The organism is Microbacterium sp., from assembly GCF_049650565.1.
GTDB lineage: Bacteria > Actinomycetota > Actinomycetes > Actinomycetales > Microbacteriaceae > Microbacterium.
The window spans coordinates 1-17,254 of the sequence record NZ_JBASAK010000073.1 but is presented as its reverse complement, the minus strand read 5'-3'; the positions used below and the strand labels follow the sequence as shown (position 1 = coordinate 17,254).

Here is a 17,254-nt window from a genome sequence, read left to right as displayed (position 1 = left end):
CTCGCGTGCGGGGCATGCTGGAGGAGTGGAGTACGCAGCGGCCGTGGAGGCCTTCACTGTGCACCTGACTCAGGTGCGCCGGCTGTCGCCCGCCACCGTGCGTGCATACCGCTCCGACCTCGCCGACCTCGGGCGCACGCTGCGCGACGGTTCGCTGGCGTCCGTCGACCTCGAAGTGCTGCGCGAGTGGCTGTGGCAGGCCACGCAGCGCGGGGACGCGCGTTCCACGCTCGCACGGCGTGCCGCAGCCGTCCGGTCGTTCTTCGGCTGGGCGCACGAGACGGAGCTGATCGACGTCGACCCCAGCCTTCGGCTGGTGGCCCCGCGCCGGTCGAAGACGCTGCCCGTCGTCGCGTCCGCCGACGGCATGCGCGAGCTGCTGGAGGCTCAGCGCATCGCGGCGGAGTCCGGCGACCCCGTCGTGCTGCGCGATCACGCCATCCTCGAGCTTCTTTACGCGGCAGGCATCCGCGTGTCGGAGCTGTGCGGCGCCGACGTCGACGATCTGGATCTGCACAGGCGCACGATCCGCGTGCTGGGCAAGGGCGCGAAGGAGCGTGTGGTGCCATTCGGCGGCCCGGCCGCGGCGGCACTCGGCGCGTTCCTCACGCGCGCGAGGCCGGTGCTGCTCGCGCGCGCCGCGAGGCCCACGGCGGCGCTCTTCCTGGGCGCCCGTGGCGGACGCATCGGCCCGCGCACCGTCTACGCCCTTGTCGCCCGCGTGCTGGGACCGGTGGTGGGATCGGATCATGTCGGTCCACACGCGCTGCGGCACTCCGCCGCGACCCATCTGCTGGACGGCGGTGCCGACCTGCGCGCGGTGCAGGAGCTGCTCGGGCACGCCAGCCTCGGCACCACCCAGATCTACACCCACGTGTCCGCGGAGCGGCTCACTGCCGCGTATCGCCTCGCGCACCCGCGAGCCTGACGCGGATCCTGCTCGTCGCACGCCTTCGCTTGGCGCCGCATGCGGCCACCCGCAGGCGCATCCGGCTCGGCGCACCCGGCTCGGCGCACCCGAATCCGCCACCTGTCCGGATCCATGGCCGACAGCCGTCGAGGTGAGAACTCAGGCTGCGCAGCACGGCAGAAGGACGGCGCGCGGAAGCCCGCCGAACAGGCCGCGCGGGTTCACGTATCGTCCGTCCACACGCACGCCGACGTGCAGCGTCCCGCTCGCCGCGTGCCCGCCCGCAGCCGTCGTCCCCACCTCATCGCCAGCGGCCACCGCGGTGCCCGGCGCCAAGGTCGACGCGACGGGCTCGAGAGTCGTGACGTACCCATGACCGTGATCGATCGTGATCAGCGGCCGGCCCGCCACATCGCCGCGGAACGCCACCACGCCCGCCGCCGGTGAGCGCACGCCGCCGGCGGGCACGGCTGCCACGTCCATGCCGCGATGTCCGGGGCCGTATTCATGTGCCGGGGCGCGGAACTGCTGCGTCACGGTGCGCGCGCCCTCAACCGGCCACGTCCAGGGATATCCCGGAGCGGCATCCGCAGTGCTCTCGGATGCCGCCTGCGGGCCGGTACGGCTGCCTGCGCCCGCCGCGGGGGCCGGCGCGAGCACGCACAGCGCGACCAGCAGCAGCACCGCCGTCTGCGCGTGGAGCCGACGGCGTCGCACATCGCTGCGGATCCCGGTCATCCCCCCACTCTCGCACCGCTTCGGAGGGTCGAAGCGCTCGATTCGCACTGCCGGTGGACAACTCCGCGCGCTCGGAGAATGTGCAGGGCGAGCGGCCCTGCCTGCGCCCGGCATGAGGCACCGCATCCTGTACACTGAAGGGGCATCCCGAAATCGGGATGACTACGCGTGCCCAGAGCGACTCCGTCGCGGCATCCACTCCCACAGGTCCTTCTCTCCGAGAAGGCGGGTGTGCGCCGGGCACCAGGATCGTCGATCGCGAGATCGACGGGAACAACCTCAACGGCGTGAGAGCGCCAGAAACAGGAGACGACCATGGCTGTGGTCACCATCCGCCAGCTGCTCGACAGCGGCGTGCACTTCGGACACCAGACCCGTCGGTGGAACCCGAAGGTGAAGCGCTTCATCCTCACCGAGCGCAGCGGCATCCACATCATCGACCTGCAGCAGTCGCTGGCGTACATCGACCGCGCCTACGACTTCGTCAAGGAGACCGTCGCCCGCGGTGGCACGATCCTCTTCGTCGGCACCAAGAAGCAGGCGCAGGAGGTCCTCGCCGAGCAGGCCACCCGCGTCGGCCAGCCCTTCGTCAACCAGCGCTGGCTGGGCGGTCTGCTGACCAACTTCTCGACCATCGCCAAGCGCCTCGCCCGGATGAAGGAGCTCGAGGAGCTCGACTACGAGAACCCCGCAGCTTCGGGCTTCACCAAGAAGGAGCTGCTGCTCAAGAAGCGCGAGCTCGACAAGCTGCACAAGTCGCTGGGCGGCATCCGCAACCTGTCGAAGACGCCTTCGGCCCTGTGGGTCGTCGACGCCAAGCGCGAGCACCTCGCCATCGACGAGGCCAAGAAGCTCGGCATCCCGGTGATCGGCATCCTGGACACCAACGCCGACCCGGACGACTTCCAGTACCCGATCCCCGGCAACGACGACGCGATCCGCTCCGTCTCGCTGCTGACGCGCATCATCGCCGACGCCGCGGCCGAGGGCCTGCAGCAGAAGCACAACCCCGAGGGCGACGCCGAGCCGCTCGCCGAGTGGGAGCAGGAGCTCCTGCAGGGCGACGCCGCCGAGGCACCTGCTGCCGACGCCGCCGAGTCCGGTGTCGAGGCGCCCGCCGAGTCCGGTGTCGAGGCGCCCGCTGCCGAGGCCGAGGCTGCCGCTGAGGCGCCCGCTGCCGAGGCGCCCGCTGCTGAGGCCGCTGAGGCCGCTGAGGCCGCCCCTGCTGAGGCGCCCGCTGCCGACGCAGACACCAAGTAATCCGCACACCCGCACAGATACGAAGCAAGGAGCCACCACACATGGCCAACTTCACCATCGCCGACATCAAGGCGCTGCGCGAGCAGCTCGGAACCGGAATGGTCGACACCAAGAAGGCGCTCGAGGAGGCCGACGGAGACGTCGAGAAGGCCACCGAGATCCTGCGCCTGAAGGGTGCCAAGGGCAACGCCAAGCGCGCTGACCGCTCCACCAGCGAGGGCCTGGTCGCCGCTCGCGAGACCGACGGCGCCGTGACGCTGATCGAGCTCGCCTGCGAGACCGACTTCGTCGCCAAGAACGAGCGCTTCATCGCGCTGGCCGACAAGGTGGCCGACGCGGTCGCCGTTGCCGGCGCCGACTCGCTGGAGGCCGCGCTGGCCGCATCCGCCGGTGACAAGACCGTCGCGGATCTCATCTCCGAGGAGGCGGCGATCATCGGCGAGAAGGTCGAGCTGCGTCGCGTGCGCACCGTCAAGGGCGATTCCCTGTCGGTGTACCTGCACCACACCAGCAAGGACCTGCCGCCGCAGATCGGCGTCGTCGTGGCCTACACGGGCGCCGACGCGGAGACCGCTCGCAGCATCGCGCAGCACATCTCGTTCGCGAACCCCTCCTACCTCAGCCGCGAGGACGTCCCCGCGGCCGACGTGGAGAAGGAGCGCGAGATCGTGACCGAGATCTCTCGCAACGAGGGCAAGCCTGAGGCCGCCCTGCCGAAGATCGTCGAGGGTCGCGTGACCGCGTACTTCAAGCAGGTCGCGCTTCTCGAGCAGGACTACGCCAGGGACAACAAGAAGTCCGTGGAGCAGGTGCTGAAGGAGGCGGGTCTCACCGTCACCGACTTCGCCCGCTTCAAGGTCGGCGCGTAACACCTCGAAGGGGTTCGGATCAACCGCGATCCGGACCCCTTCTGCATGCCCGGAACAGTCCGAGGCACTATCTTGAAACCGGACGAGAGGACCCACCCATGACTGAACGCACCGGACGCCGTCGCGTCCTTCTCAAACTGTCCGGCGAGGCATTCGGCGGGGGATCCCTGGGCGTGAACCCCGATGTGGTCAGCGGCATCGCCCGGGACATCGCCGCAGCCGTGGACCGCGTCGAGATCGCGGTGGTCGTCGGTGGCGGCAACTTCTTCCGCGGCGCGGAACTGAGCCAGCGCGGCATGGACCGCGGCCGCGCCGACTACATGGGCATGCTGGGCACCGTGATGAACGCCCTCGCGCTGCAGGACTTCCTCGAGCAGGCCGGCGCGCCCACGCGTGTGCAGTCCGCCATCCAGATGACCCAGGTCGCCGAGCCCTACATCCCGTTGCGGGCGGAGCGCCACATGGAGAAGGGCCGCGTCGTGATCTTCGGCGCGGGTGCCGGCCTGCCGTACTTCTCCACGGACACCGTCGCCGCGCAGCGCGCGCTGGAGATCGGCGCTCAGGAGGTGCTGGTCGCCAAGAACGGGGTGGACGCCATCTACACGGCCGATCCCCACAGGGACCCGAATGCGGAGCGCATCGAGCGTGTGACCTACCGTGACGCCCTGCAGCGCGGCCTGAAGGTCGTCGACTCCACGGCGTTCAGCCTGTGCATGGACAACGCCATGGACATGCGCGTGTTCGGCATGGAGCCCGCCGGCAACGTCACCCGCGCACTGCTCGGCGAGCCGATCGGCACGCTGGTCACGGCCTGAGCGCGCGCATCTCCACGGTCCGGCGGAGCGCGCCGGATAGAATCGTCAGAAACCCCTGAAGCAAGGAGCCCTCGTGATCGCGGATGTCCTCTCCGAAACCACTGTGCGCATGACGCGTGCCGTCGATGCCGCCAAGGAGGACTTCGCCACGGTCCGCACCGGGCGCGCCAACCCTCAGCTGTTCCAGAAGGTGCTGGTCGACTACTACGGCTCGCCCACACCGCTCGCGCAGCTCGCGTCGCTGGCGAATCCCGAAGCCCGTTCGCTCATCGTCACGCCCTACGACAAGTCGGCGCTGAAGGCCATCGAGCAGGCGATCCGCGACATGCCGAACCTCGGCGCGAACCCCAGCAACGACGGCAACATCATCCGGGTGACCATGCCCGAGCTGACGCAGGAGCGACGCAAGGAGTACGTCAAGCTCGTGCGGTCCAAGGGCGAGGACGCGAAGGTCCGCGTGCGCGGCATCCGCCGCAAGGCGAAGGATGAGCTGGATGCGCTCAAGGACGAGGTCGGCGAGGACGAGGTCGCGCGCGGCGAGAAGGAGCTGGATGCTCTGACCCGTCAGCACGTCGAGGCCATCGACGATGCCCTCAAGCGCAAAGAGGCTGAGCTCCTCGAGGTCTGAGCAGGATGTCCGGCGAGAACGACGGGGAGGATCGGCGTCCTCCCGAGCGGGGTGCGGCCGAGCCGCAGCCCGTCTTCGACGTGTCCCAGGTGCCGCCGCGCCCTCCTCTGCCGCCGCGTCCCGCCGACCCGCTGTCCACGGGCGAGCACAATGCCATCCGCGAGCAGTGGCGGGCCCGCAAGGGCGAGATCGAGACGCACGTCTCGCAGGCCAGGGATCACTTCGATCAGGCCAATGAGCGCATCAAGGAGCGCACCGGGCGAGACCTGATCCTGGCGATCGTCATCGGCGTGGCCTTCGGCGGGGCACTCATCGCATCGCTGCTGTTCACCAAGTGGCTGTTCGTGCCGATCGCCCTCGCCGCGGGCCTGCTGGGCACCTATGAGCTCTCCCGCGCGCTGCGCGCAGGCGGACGACGGGTGGACGTCGTCGCCCAGCTCATCGCAGCCGTCGGCGTGCTCCTGGCAGGGGCGTCCGGTCAGTTCTGGCTGAGCTGGGTCGTGCTGATCGTCGCTGTGTCCTTCATCGCCGTGTGGCGGATGGTCGCGCAGATGGTCGTCAAGGACGGCAGGATGTACGGCGACGTGCTCTCCGACGTCGTGGTGGGCGCCTTCGTGCAGGTGTACGTGCCATTCCTCACCTCGGTCGCGATCATGCTGCTGCTGCAGGATCGGGGTGAGTGGTGGGTGCTCTCGTTCGTGGCGATCGCCGTGGCCGCAGACACCTGCGCATACGTCGCGGGCCTGTCGCTCGGGAAGCATCCCATGGCGCCGAGGATCAGCCCCAAGAAGACCTGGGAGGGCTTCGCCGGCGCGGTCGTCGGTTCCCTTGCTGTGGGCGTGGCGCTGGCGGTCTACCTGCTCGAGCTGCAGTGGTGGTGCGGTCTGATCCTGGGTGCTGTCATCCTGATCTCGGCGACGCTCGGCGACCTCGGCGAGTCGATGCTCAAGCGCGACCTCGGCATCAAGGACATGAGCTCCTGGTTGCCCGGCCATGGCGGTCTGCTCGATCGGCTGGACAGCATCCTGCCGTCGACGATCCCCGCGCTGGCCCTGTACTTCCTTCTCTCCGCGTGGATGGTGTCGTGATGGCTGATGAAGATCTGGACGTGTTCGACGAGGAGGAGGAGACGCCGGCGGCGTTCCCCCTCACCGCAGGACGGCGTCGCGGCTACCACCGCGCAGCCGTCGACACCTTCCTCGAAGCCGCTCGCGCCGCGTTCGAGGACGGCCGCGACGACTTCGGCGCGGAGGACGTCCGCAGCGCGTCGTTCCCGCTGGTCAGGCACGGCTATGTGATCGCCGACGTCGACGCGGCACTGGGACGCGTCGAGGACGCGTTCGCATCCCGCGCACGCGAACAGGCGGTCCGGTCGATGGGAGTGACCGAGTGGGTCGCGAAGGCGCGGGAGGATGCGCAGTGCGTGCTCGACCACCTCGCGCGCCCCGCCAAGCATCGGTTCGCCCGGGCGAACCGGCTCGCCTTCGGGTATCGGATCGGTGAGGTCGATCACGTCGCCGACCGGATCTCGGCGTTCCTGCGCGACGGAGACGCGCTGAGCGTGGAGCAGGTCCGCGGTGCGGCGTTCCGCATGCAGCGGGGCGGCTACCGCGAGGAGCAGGTGGACGCCCTGCTGGATGCGACGGTGGAGGTCATGCTCGCGGTGCGCTGATTCTCGCGCCACACGGGAGACTCTCATGGACGTTCCAGGGTCTTCTGCGTAGACTGGCACCCATCGTGACTCCCGATAACGAATTGATATCGACGCCGGTGCGCCCGAACGCATCCCCGTCGAACCTGAAGCATCCGTGGCGACGTCGTCTGAGTGCTGTCGGCGCCGGGCTGGCCGTCATCGGCTTCTCGGCGGCGCTGCTCGCTCCGACCGGCAGCGCGTCGGCTGATCCGTCCGGACCCGCGACCGCGTCGGTGACCACCTTCGATCTCGCAGCCAAGGACACCCAGAACATCACGGTGACCGTCGAGGGCGCGAAGATCGAGCCCATGGTCCGTGGCGGCTTCGAGGTGTACGTCAAGCCGAAGCCCACGCCGAAGCCGGAGACGGCATCGGCCAAGCCCAAGGCCGGCGGCAGCTCCATCCCGAAGTACACCGGCGGTGGCAGCAAGGAGGAGTGGATGGCCGCGGCGGGCATCTCCGCCGGCGACTACCCCTACGTGGACTACATCGTCTCCCGCGAGAGCGGCTGGAATCCCAACGCCACCAACAGGTCCTCCGGCGCGTGCGGCCTGGTGCAGGCGCTGCCGTGCAGCAAGGTGCCCGGCAACGGCTACAACCCGGTCGACAACCTGCGCTGGGGGACGGGGTACGCCACCGGCCGCTACGGCGGTTGGGCGGGCGCGTACAACTTCTGGCGGACCCACCACTGGTGGTAGACCGAAGGCATGGCACGATCTCACAGACGGCGGACTGACACCACCCGCGCGGATGAGTCCTTCGAGCGCCTGCTCGCCGGCTGGAAACGCACTGAGACGCGCCGGGGCCGGGAGTGGATCGTGCAGCCGGTCGCGGGAGCGAAGTCGGTGAAGGAGTACACCTGCCCCGGATGCGGCGGAAGCATTCTGCCCGGTACCGCGCACCTGGTCGCGTGGCGCGCCGACGGGGTGATGGGGGAGTCCGCCGACCTCGCCGCGCGTCGGCACTGGCACACGCACTGCTGGCGCATCGCGTGACGCTGCAGATTCGCGGGCCGATGCTGCTCCCCGCGCAGCGCACCGACGTCGAGCTGATCACGGCCGACGGAGTGACCCTGGTCGGCGAGCTCGCCGTCCCCGCCGAGCACGAACCGGTCGCCACGCTCATCGCCCTGCATCCGCTTCCGACCGCCGGCGGCAACATGGACACCCATGTGCTGCGCAAGGCCGCCGCCCGCCTGCCCGCTCAGGCGGATCTGGCCGTGCTGCGGTTCAACACGCGGGGCACGACCTCACCGCGCGGTGCCAGCGGGGGCTCATTCGACGGGGGAGGGCTCGAGCAGTTCGACGTGGCCGCCGCTGTCGACTTCGTCCGCGAGCGAGGTCTTCCCGACCCGTGGTTGGTGGGCTGGTCGTTCGGCACCGAGCTCGCAGTCAAATACGGTCGCGATCACGACATCCGCGGCGCCATCCTGCTCTCGCCGCCGCTGCACCGGGCGACGGATGCCGAACTCGAGGCGTGGAAGGGCGATGCGCGGGAGCTCGTCGCCGTCATCCCCGAGCTCGACGACTACCTGCGGCCGGACGAAGCCGTCCGGCGCTTCGCCTGCGTGCCGCACGCGAAGGTGATCGCCGTCGCCGGCGGGCGGCACCTGTGGGTGGGAGAGACGCAGACGCGGCGCGTGCTCACCGAGATCGTCGCCGCCGTCAACCCCGCGGCGCTGCCGCTGGCCACGACCTGGGACGAGTGATCAGCGCGCGTCCATGCGGGGACGCAGCACCTGTCGGTAGATGATCAGGATGCTGGCCGCCACGGGGATCGCGATGAGGGCGCCCAGCAGCCCCAGGAGGGCGCCGCCGGACAGCGCGGCGATGACGACCACCGCACCGGGCACGGCGACGGCGCGGCTCATGATGCGCGGCGCGATGAAGTACGCCTCGACCTGCATGTAGATCAGGTAGTAGATGGCCGCAGCCAGCGCTGTACCGGGCGAGCCGACTCCCGGGATCAGACATGCCAGCACGATGATCGTCGAGCCGGTCAGGGTGCCCACCAGCGGGATGAGCGAGAAGAAGAACGCGATCACTGCCAGCACGGCGGTGAAGGGCGCATGGATGATCGACAGGTAGATCGAGCTGAGGACGCCGTTGATCACGCCCAGCGTTACCTGCCCCATCACGTAGTGCCCGACGGAGTCGGTGATCTGGTCGGCGATGTCGATGAAGCGATCCCGGCGGGATGCCGGCACCAGGTGATACACCGCGCGCTTGAGCGAGGGCGTGGATGCCGTCAGGTAGATGGTCAGCACGAGCACGATGAACGCGCCGAACATGCCGGTGAGCACAGCGCCGCCGACCACCAGCACGCCCTGCCCGATCGACCCGCCCCATTCCGTCACGTTCTTGGCCCAGTCCTCGGTGGCCAGCCAGTTCTCCACATACGCGAACACGTCGTCCACGCGCAGGTCGGGGAAGGTGTCGGTCATCCAGTCCTTGAGATTCTGGACGGTCTGATCGCCATTGACGATGAGGTCCGTGACCTTGGTGACCAACTGGGAGATCTGCTCGATGACGACCGGGAGCACGATCAGCACGATGGCCGTGAAGACGCCGAGCACCGCGAGGATGGTCGTCAGCACAGCCGCCCACCGCGGGAGTCCACGACGCGTGAGGAACGACACCAGCGGATCCAGGCCCAGGCTGAGGAAGAGCGCGGTGCCGAGATACAGCAGCACGGTGGAGAGCATCTGAACGCTGGTGAGCAGCATGATGCCCAGGCCGACGCCGAGCGTCGCCACCAGAGCGGTGCGGAAGGGACTGTGGATCTTCATCGTTCTCCTGATCGGATGTCGCAAGCCTAATCGCCTGCGGTGGCACGGCCCGATAGGACGTGCGGCGCGCACTCGTGGGCAATGCACAGCCGCTTTCGATAGTCTGAAATGTCGAGCGGAGACCGCCGGGACGCGTCCGGTGGCACGTAAGGAGCTGATTCGTGCGATTCGTATGGGCCGTCGTGGCCTTCGTGCTGGCCACGGTACTCATTGGCCTGGGGATCGCCCAGCGCACCGTCTTCATGGGGCCCTCGGAGCAGCGCATGACTCTGAGCGTCGATGACTCGTCGCCATACGTGATGGTGGATGCCGATGTGCTCCGTGCTCACCCCGGGCTCCAGACGCTGATGGTGCGGGACAAGGGCGACATCTTCGTCGCCTACGCCCGCACCGCGGACATGACGGCCTGGCTCTCCGATACGGCGTACGATCGCGTGTCGCTCACGAAGTCGCACAAGCCGAAGACCGAGCGCATCGAGGCGAAGCAGCAGCCCGCTGACGGCGGCGAGACCTCCGGCCGATCGCCGGTCGGATCCGACCTGTGGCTGGACTCGTTCGCCGACAAGGACGCCCTGGTCGCCGAGATGCAGCTGACGAAGGGCAACAGCGTCCTGATCGCCAAGGACGGCGTGAAGGACGCGCCGACGAACATCCTGGTGTCGTGGCCGCTGGACACGCGCACGCCGTGGGCTGGGCCGCTGATCAGTCTCGGCGGCCTGCTGCTGGCCATCGGCATCGTGCTGTACATCCTCGGCATCCGGCACCAGCGTCGCGGACGCGGGCCCCGCCGCAAGGGTCCGGGGCCGTTGCCCGAGACGCAGCCGATCACCATGCCCGAGCGGGCCGAGATCGAACACGGCACGGTCGAGAACCGCGCCGCGCGACGCGCGCCGCGCCGGCTCGCCATCGCCGTCCCCGCGCTGGCCGTGACAGCGCTGCTCGCCACCGGCTGCACGGCGGACTCGTGGCCGCAGTTCTCTGCGGGAACCCCGACCCCGACCCCGACCCCGACCGTCGTCAAACCGGACAACCAGAAGCCACCGGTGATCACTCAGAAGCAGGGCCAGCGCATCGTCGGCGACATCGCGAAGACGCTGACCAAGGCGGACACGGATCTCGACGCCGCGCTGGCGGAGACCAGGCTGAGCGGTGCGGCGCTGGCGGGGCGCCAGACCGAGTACGAGCTGCGCAGCAAGATCGAGGATCGGAAGGCCACCGCACTGCTGTCCCCTGCGGGCGCGGTCAAGATCCTGCTGCCCGAAGCCACCGACAGCTGGCCCCGGACGGTGCTGGCGCTCACTGTGGCGGAGAACGACGCCAAGAAGCCTCCCGTGCTGCTGACGATGACCCAGGCGGACCCGTGGGCGAACTATCGGGTCACGGCCATGGCCGACATGCCGGCCTCGAGCGCATTCCCCGACGTCGCTCCGGCCTGGCTCGGCACGACGAGGGTTCCGGCGGAGTCGGCGTTCCTGTCCATCCCGCCGTCGGAGCTCGCAGGCGCGTTCTCGAACTTCGTGGACGCCGGAGACAAGAGCGAATTCGTCGGCCGCTTCGACGACCTGGCGACGAAGGCCGCCGATTCATTCCGCGCGAGCAGGGACGCCATCGTCAACGGACTCAAGGACGCCGGCGCAGGCACGACCTCCCAGGCGACCTTCGCGATGGCTCCCTCCGAATACGAGCCGCTGTCTCTGGCGACCCTCAACAGCGGCGCCGTGGTCTCGGTGAGCGTGATCGACACCCAGCAGGTGACGCCGACGTCGCCGGACGCGGTGATCAAGTACGACGGGAACGCCGAGGCCAAGGCACTCACGGGCGCCTCCGAGGCAGCCAAGGGCGTGGAGACGACCTATGGCATCCAGCTCTTCTTCGCTGTGCCCGCGCAGGGCTCCAACGAGCAGATCCGTCTGCTGGCCTATCATCAGGACCTCCTCAGTGTGAAGGTGATCAAATGACCGAGATCTCTGCCGCCGCGCTTCGCGGCGCCGTCGACCTGTCATCCCTGCGGGGCCGTGCCGCGCAGCCCGCCGACCAGGACGGCGCGCCATCCGAGGCGCCCTCCGGCCTCGTCGTCGACGTCACCGACGCGAGCTTCGCCCAGATCCTCGAGCTGTCCCGCTCCGTGCCGGTGGTCGTGGACCTGTGGGCCGAGTGGTGCGGACCGTGCAAGCAGCTCAGCCCCATCATCGAGAAGGTCACCCGCGAACTGGCGGGCCGCGTCGTACTGGCGAAGGTCGACGTCGATGCCAACCCGCAGATCGCCCAGGCGTTCCGCGCCCAGTCGATCCCGCTGGTGGTCGCGCTCATCGGCGGCCAGCCGGTGCCGATGTTCACCGGGGCGGTGCCCGAGGAACAGGTGCGCGAGGTCTTCTCGAAGCTGCTGGAAGTCGCCGCGCAGAACGGCGTGACCGGCACCGTGCCGGCCGACGGCGCAGAGGCCCCGGCGCCTGACGAGCCCGACGAGAAGCCCCTGCCTCCGCTGCACGCCGAGGCGTTCGCCGCCATCGAGGCCGGTGACTACGCACGTGCGATCGCCGCCTATCAGCACGCTCTCGCGGAGAACCCGCGCGATGAAGAGGCCAGGGTGGGTCTCGGCCAGGTGCGTCTGCTGGACCGGGTCCAGGGACTGGACCTGCAGGAGGCACGCGCCGCGGCCGCTGCTGCGCCGACCGATGTGGAGGCGCAGTTCCGCGTCGCCGACCTGGACATCGCGGGCGGGCACGTCGAGGACGCGTTCGGACGCCTCCTCGACCTGTTCGCGGCCGCCGACGACGATCAGCGCACGCCGGTGCGCGAGCGCCTGGTCGAGCTGTTCGAGTTGATCGGGGCGGCGGACCCGCGCGTGGCATCCGCACGGACCCGCCTGGCGTCGCTGCTGTTCTGAATCCGCCCTCAGGTCCTCGGTCAGCCCTTGCCGATCGAGGGGATGTGCGGGTCGTTCTGGTAGCGGAACCAGATCGTCGACAGTGCGGGGAGTGTCGCGATCGCGATGGCAGGTGAGTCGTAGTCCTCGCAGTGCGCCTCGATGAACCCCATGTTGCCCGCGCCCGCACCGCCGTACTCCACGGCGTCCGAGTTGAGGACCTCCTGCCAGGAGCCCTCCTTCGGCAGCTGCAGACGGTAGCCGGAGAGTGTCGCACCGGAGAAGTTCGTCACCACGGCCAGATGACCGCCGTGCGCATCGCGTCGCTCGAACACCACGACGTTGGGATCCCAGGTCGGGCCGCCCAGCCGGGTGAAGGCCGAGGACTCGTTGTCGCGCTCCCACAGCGGGGCCTGCCGCCGGTACACGGCGTTCAGCGCACCGACGAAGTGCTCCAGCTGAGTGTGCGCGGGCTGGTCCAGCAGCCACCAGTCCAGCTCCCTGTCGACGGACCACTCGCCGATCTGACCGAACTCCTGCCCCATGAACAGCAGCTTCTTGCCCGGGTGACCCCACATGTACGCCAGGTAGGCGCGGACGTTGGCGAGCTTGTGCGCGTGGTCTCCCGGCATCCGCGAGACGAGGGTGCCCTTGCCGTGCACGACCTCGTCGTGGCTGATCGGGAGGACGTAGTTCTCGCCGAACGCGTACACGAACGAGAAGGTGATCTCGCCCTCGTGGTGCGAGCGGTACAGGGGGTCGCGCTTCATGTACTCCAGCGAGTCGTTCATCCACCCCATGTTCCATTTGAAACCGAACCCCAGGCCGGCGGCGGAGGTCGGTGCGGTCACACCGGGGAAGGCGGTGGACTCCTCGGCGATCATGACGATGCCCGGATGCAGGCGGTACGTCGTGGCGTTGACCTCCTGCAGGAACCTGATGGCCTCCAGGTTCTCGCGGCCGCCGTGCACGTTGGGCTCCCACTCGCCGTCCTCGCGGGAGTAGTCCAGGTACAGCATGGAGGCGACGGCATCGACGCGCAGCCCGTCGACGTGGAACTCGCTGAGCCAGTACAGCGCGTTGGCCACGAGGAAGTTGCGCACCTCGTTGCGGCCGTAGTCGAAGATCAGCGTTCCCCAGTCCTGGTGCTCGCCGCGCCGCGGATCCGGATGCTCGTACAGCGGGCGCCCGTCGAATCGTGCCAGCGCGAAGTCGTCCTTGGGGAAGTGGCCCGGCACCCAGTCCATGAGCACCCCGATGCCGGCCTGGTGCAGACGATCGATGAGATAGCGCAGATCGTCGGGGGAGCCGTAGCGGCTGGTGGGCGCGTAGTATCCGCTGACCTGGTAGCCCCAGGAACCGCCGAAGGGGTGCTCGGCCAGCGGCATGAACTCGACGTGCGTGAAGCCCGTGGCGGTGACATGCTCGATGAGCGGGTCGGCGATGGAACGGTAATCGAGTCCTTCGCGCCACGAACCCAGGTGCAGCTCGTAGATCGACATGGGCTGCGCGACAGCGTGTCGTGCGGCACGGCGGGTCATCCACGCCCCGTCGGCCCAGGTGTAGGCGCTGAGCGTGACGACGGATGCCGTCGCCGGCGGCACCTCCGCCTGCTGCGCCATCGGGTCGGCCTTGAGGATCCACTTGCCGGCGGGAGTGAGGATCTCGTACTTGTACCTGCTGCCCACCGACACATCGGGGACGAAGAGCTCCCACACGCCGCTGGCGCCCATCGAGCGCATGGCGTGGCCCTCGCCGTTCCAGCTGTTCCAGTCGCCGCAGACGCGCACGGCCTGGGCATCCGGCGCCCAGACGGCGAAGTCGACCCCGGTCTCGCCATCCAGGGCACGGGGGTGTGCTCCCAGCACCTGCCACAGTCGCTCGTGGCGCCCCTCGCCGATCAGATGCAGATCCATCTCGCCCAGAGCCGGCACGTGGCGGTACGGGTCACCGGCGAGCTTCTCGTTCTGGCCGGCGTAGACGGTGGCGATGCGGTAGGCCGAGGGGGGACCCGCGTGCCTGCCCTCCCAGATGCCGTGCACCACGTGCTCGAGGGGAAGCCTGTCGCCGTCGAGGAAGACGGCGGTGACCGACTCCGCGAGTGGACGGCGCGTGCGGATGATCGTGATGGTCCGGCCCGCGGCATCCGTGGCCGGATGCGCGCCGAGAAGCATATGGGGGTTGTGATGCGCGCCGACGGCGGCCTTCTCCCACTCCTCGGAAACGGAGACGTCCTCGATGTAGCTCATGATCGCTCCTTCACCCTCAGGATGTGAACCGGCTCGGCGAAGGCGTCGAGCCGCACGTAGTTGTGATCGTTCCACGTCCACGCGGCTCCTGTGATCAGATCCTCCACCTCGAATCCATCACCGGGCTGTACGCCCCAGATGCGCGTGTCGAGATGCACGGTCGTCTCGCGGACGGAATGCGGGTCGAGGTTCGCGACGACGATCAGCGTGTCGGCACGGCCAGTGCTGGTGAACGCCGCGTCCAGGTGCTTGGAGTACACCAGGATCGCGTCGTCGTCGCTCCAGTGGAACGAGATGTTGCGCAGCTGCTGCAGTGCGGGATGCGCGGCGCGGATCGCGTTCAGCCTGCGCAGCAGCGGTGCCAGCGACTCGCCGCGCTCCTCGGCGCCGTCCCAGTCGCGGAACTTGAACTCGTACTTCTCGTTGTCGATGTTCTCCTCGGAACCGGGCCTGGCCACGTTCTCGATCAGTTCGTACCCCGCGTACACGCCCCAGGTCGGCGCCGCCGTCGCCGCGATGCAGGCGCGGATGCGATACGCCGCGCGGCCGCCGAATTGCAGGTACTCGGTGAGGATGTCGTGGGTGTTCACGAACAGATTCGGCCGCATGTAGTCGCTCGTCTCCTGCGAGACGCTGGTGAGGAACTCCTGCAGCTCGGCTTTGGTGTTGCGCCAGGTGAAGTACGAGTAGCTCTGCTGGAATCCGACCGCGGCCAGCGCTTGCATGACTGCCGGGCGTGTGAACGCCTCGGCCAGGAACACCACGCCCGGTTGCGCGGCGTCGACCTGAGCGATCAGCCACTCCCAGAACTGCAGCGGCTTGGTGTGCGGGTTGTCGACGCGGAAGATCCGCACGCCCAGGTTCACCCAGTGCATGACCACGCGCAGCATCTCGGCGTAGATGCCCTCGGGGTCGTTGTCGAAGTTCAGCGGGTAGATGTCCTGGTACTTCTTCGGCGGGTTCTCCGCATAGGCGATGGTGCCGTCGGGCAGTGTCGTGAACCACTCCGGATGCTCGACGACCCAGGGGTGGTCGGGGGAGGCCTGCAGCGCCAGGTCGAGCGCCACCTCGAGCCCCTCCTTCTGCGCGGCGCGCAGCAGTGCGCGGAAGTCCTTCTCGGTGCCGAGCTCGGAGTGGATGGCGTCGTGCCCGCCCTCGGCGGAGCCGATCGCGTACGGCGAGCCGGGGTCGCCGGGCTCGGTGGTCAGCGAGTTGTTGCGGCCCTTCCGGTTGGTCGTGCCGATGGGATGCACGGGCACCAGGTACAGGATGTCGAAGCCCATGCCCGCGACACCCGGCAGGCGCTTGATGGCCGACCGGAACGTGCCGCTCTTGACCGTGCCGTCCTTGCGGCGGGCTGCGCCCTCGGAGCGGGGGAAGAACTCGTACCAGGAGCCGACGCCCGCTGCCCGGCGCTCGACGCGCAGCGGCAGCCAGTCGGTGACCGATCCCAGTGCAGCGTGCGGGCGCGCGGCGAACGCAGCGGCGAGCGCGGCGTCCGTGGACACGGTCGTCAGCTCCCCGGCATCCGCCGGTCGGAGTCGTGCGGCTGCGGCCCGCAGCATCCGCCTCTCGGCCGCCGGACGATCCTTCTCGGACGCCGCAGCGGTGAGCAGCGAGACGCCCAGCGCGGACATGACCCCGATATCGACGCCGGCGGCGGCCTTGACCTCGCTCGCGTGCGCCCACGTGGCGAAGTCGTCGGCGAAGGCCTCGAACCGGTACTGCCAATCGCCGACGGCATCGAGCGCGATCTGCGCGCGCCATCGGTCGGTGCCGTCCTCGAGCGCGTCCAGTCGGTGCAGGCTCTCGGTGCCGGAAGGATCCCGCAGCCGTACGTGCACTCCGATGCGGTCGTGCCCCTCGCGGAAGGCGACGACGCCGAACGGCACGACCTCGCCGGCGAACGCCTTGGGCGGGTACTCCTGCGGCACGCGCGGCGTGGGGAGGAACAGGGGTATCCGCCCTGCGCGCACGCCCTGCGGAGAGGGGGTCTCGGCGGCGGGCCGCAGAGGAATCCGGGCGGGGCTTCTCAGCGCCGCGGGTTCTTGAGCGGTTCGTGCTGCCACACCTTGAATGTACCGCTCAGCGGGACTTCTGCCAGCCCCTCGACGGGCTCGACGTCACTCCACCCGGAAAAGCCGCATCGAAGTGCCGGGAACGGGCAGCACATCGCCCGGGGCGTGTCGCCTGTGCTCGTCGGACGGGCTCTCATCGGCGCTCGACCAGAGCTCGACGAAACCTGTCGCGCCCTCGATGGAGTCGGGCAGCCGCACGTCGATGGGGGCCTCGGTGCCGTGCACGATCAGCAGGATGCGGTTGGACGCCCCGTTCTCCGGGACGCTGGCCGCCACGTACTGCAGGGTGCGGTTGCGGGGGTCGTTCCACTGCTCGACGTCCATGGTGTCGCCGTTCTGATCGAACCAGTCCATGACGCT

The 17,254-nt window shown here is 69.1% G+C and carries 16 protein-coding genes and 1 pseudogene; 12 read left to right on the top strand and 5 right to left on the bottom strand.

Translation table 11 applies throughout. From position 1 onward, the window contains the following. The first annotated feature begins 25 nt into the window (after positions 1-25). Positions 26-928 carry a tyrosine recombinase XerC gene (locus WA967_RS12425; RefSeq protein WP_424423022.1) on the top strand — a complete coding sequence of 301 codons (903 nt, stop codon included), beginning with the start codon at positions 26-28 and terminating at the stop codon, positions 926-928. A 141-nt stretch (positions 929-1,069) separates the two neighbouring features. Here the strand turns inward: WA967_RS12425 and WA967_RS12420 are convergent, their stop codons facing one another. After that, positions 1,070-1,648: a murein hydrolase activator EnvC family protein gene (locus WA967_RS12420; protein WP_424423020.1), complete on the bottom strand. Its 579-nt coding sequence runs from the start codon at positions 1,646-1,648 to the stop codon at positions 1,070-1,072. Positions 1,649-1,963: 315 nt separating this feature from the next. On the opposite strand from WA967_RS12420, the gene rpsB reads away from it, so the two are divergent. The 9 genes from rpsB to WA967_RS12375 all read left to right on the top strand — a co-directional run bounded on the left by rpsB (position 1,964) and on the right by WA967_RS12375 (position 8,621). Further along, positions 1,964-2,908, top strand: coding sequence for a 30S ribosomal protein S2 (gene rpsB / locus WA967_RS12415; RefSeq protein WP_424423018.1), 945 nt, complete (start codon positions 1,964-1,966; stop codon positions 2,906-2,908). A gap of 41 nt (positions 2,909-2,949) precedes the next feature. Then, positions 2,950-3,777, top strand: a complete 828-nt coding sequence (gene tsf, locus WA967_RS12410) for a translation elongation factor Ts (protein ID WP_424423016.1) — start codon at positions 2,950-2,952, stop codon at positions 3,775-3,777. Between the two features lie 98 nt (positions 3,778-3,875). Continuing rightward, a complete protein-coding gene (gene pyrH / locus WA967_RS12405; protein WP_424423014.1) occupies positions 3,876-4,592 on the top strand; it encodes a UMP kinase in 717 nt (238 codons plus the stop codon). A gap of 73 nt (positions 4,593-4,665) precedes the next feature. Further along, the gene (gene frr / locus WA967_RS12400; protein WP_424423012.1) at positions 4,666-5,220 is read left to right on the top strand and encodes a ribosome recycling factor; all 555 of its coding nucleotides are present in this window, start codon (positions 4,666-4,668) and stop codon (positions 5,218-5,220) included. 5 nt (positions 5,221-5,225) lie between these two features. Continuing rightward, positions 5,226-6,308: a phosphatidate cytidylyltransferase gene (locus WA967_RS12395; protein WP_424423009.1), complete on the top strand. Its 1,083-nt coding sequence runs from the start codon at positions 5,226-5,228 to the stop codon at positions 6,306-6,308. Continuing rightward, the gene (locus WA967_RS12390; RefSeq protein ID WP_424423007.1) at positions 6,308-6,892 is read left to right on the top strand and encodes a DivIVA domain-containing protein; all 585 of its coding nucleotides are present in this window, start codon (positions 6,308-6,310) and stop codon (positions 6,890-6,892) included. Before WA967_RS12395 ends, WA967_RS12390 begins: the two co-directional genes overlap by 1 nt. Before the next feature lie 65 nt (positions 6,893-6,957). Then, a complete protein-coding gene (locus WA967_RS12385) occupies positions 6,958-7,611 on the top strand; it encodes a transglycosylase SLT domain-containing protein (protein WP_424423004.1) in 654 nt (217 codons plus the stop codon). Between the two features lie 9 nt (positions 7,612-7,620). After that, on the top strand, positions 7,621-7,908 hold the full coding sequence (locus WA967_RS12380) for a hypothetical protein (protein WP_424423001.1): 288 nt from the start codon (positions 7,621-7,623) through the stop codon (positions 7,906-7,908). Positions 7,909-7,910: 2 nt separating this feature from the next. Continuing rightward, on the top strand, positions 7,911-8,621 hold the full coding sequence (locus WA967_RS12375) for an alpha/beta hydrolase (protein ID WP_424423081.1): 711 nt from the start codon (positions 7,911-7,913) through the stop codon (positions 8,619-8,621). On the opposite strand, the gene WA967_RS12370 is transcribed toward WA967_RS12375, so the two are convergent. Beyond that, positions 8,622-9,701: an AI-2E family transporter gene (locus WA967_RS12370; RefSeq protein WP_424422999.1), complete on the bottom strand. Its 1,080-nt coding sequence runs from the start codon at positions 9,699-9,701 to the stop codon at positions 8,622-8,624. It lies immediately after the preceding gene. Between the two features lie 161 nt (positions 9,702-9,862). On the opposite strand from WA967_RS12370, the gene WA967_RS12365 reads away from it, so the two are divergent. Then, complete coding sequence (locus WA967_RS12365; protein WP_424422996.1) at positions 9,863-11,659, top strand: glycosyl transferase; 1,797 nt, start codon at positions 9,863-9,865, stop codon at positions 11,657-11,659. Continuing rightward, a complete protein-coding gene (locus WA967_RS12360) occupies positions 11,656-12,588 on the top strand; it encodes a tetratricopeptide repeat protein (RefSeq protein ID WP_424422993.1) in 933 nt (310 codons plus the stop codon). The genes WA967_RS12365 and WA967_RS12360 overlap by 4 nt, the downstream gene beginning before the upstream one ends. Before the next feature lie 20 nt (positions 12,589-12,608). On the opposite strand, the gene glgB is transcribed toward WA967_RS12360, so the two are convergent. The 3 genes and pseudogenes from glgB to WA967_RS12345 form a co-directional block, all read right to left on the bottom strand. Then, complete coding sequence (glgB, locus tag WA967_RS12355; RefSeq protein WP_424422990.1) at positions 12,609-14,816, bottom strand: 1,4-alpha-glucan branching protein GlgB; 2,208 nt, start codon at positions 14,814-14,816, stop codon at positions 12,609-12,611. Further along, complete coding sequence (locus WA967_RS12350) at positions 14,813-16,885, bottom strand: maltotransferase domain-containing protein (RefSeq protein WP_424422988.1); 2,073 nt, start codon at positions 16,883-16,885, stop codon at positions 14,813-14,815. The genes glgB and WA967_RS12350 overlap by 4 nt, the downstream gene beginning before the upstream one ends. Positions 16,886-16,939: 54 nt before the next feature. Then, positions 16,940-17,254, bottom strand: a pseudogene (locus WA967_RS12345) (glycogen debranching enzyme); the annotation flags it as partial.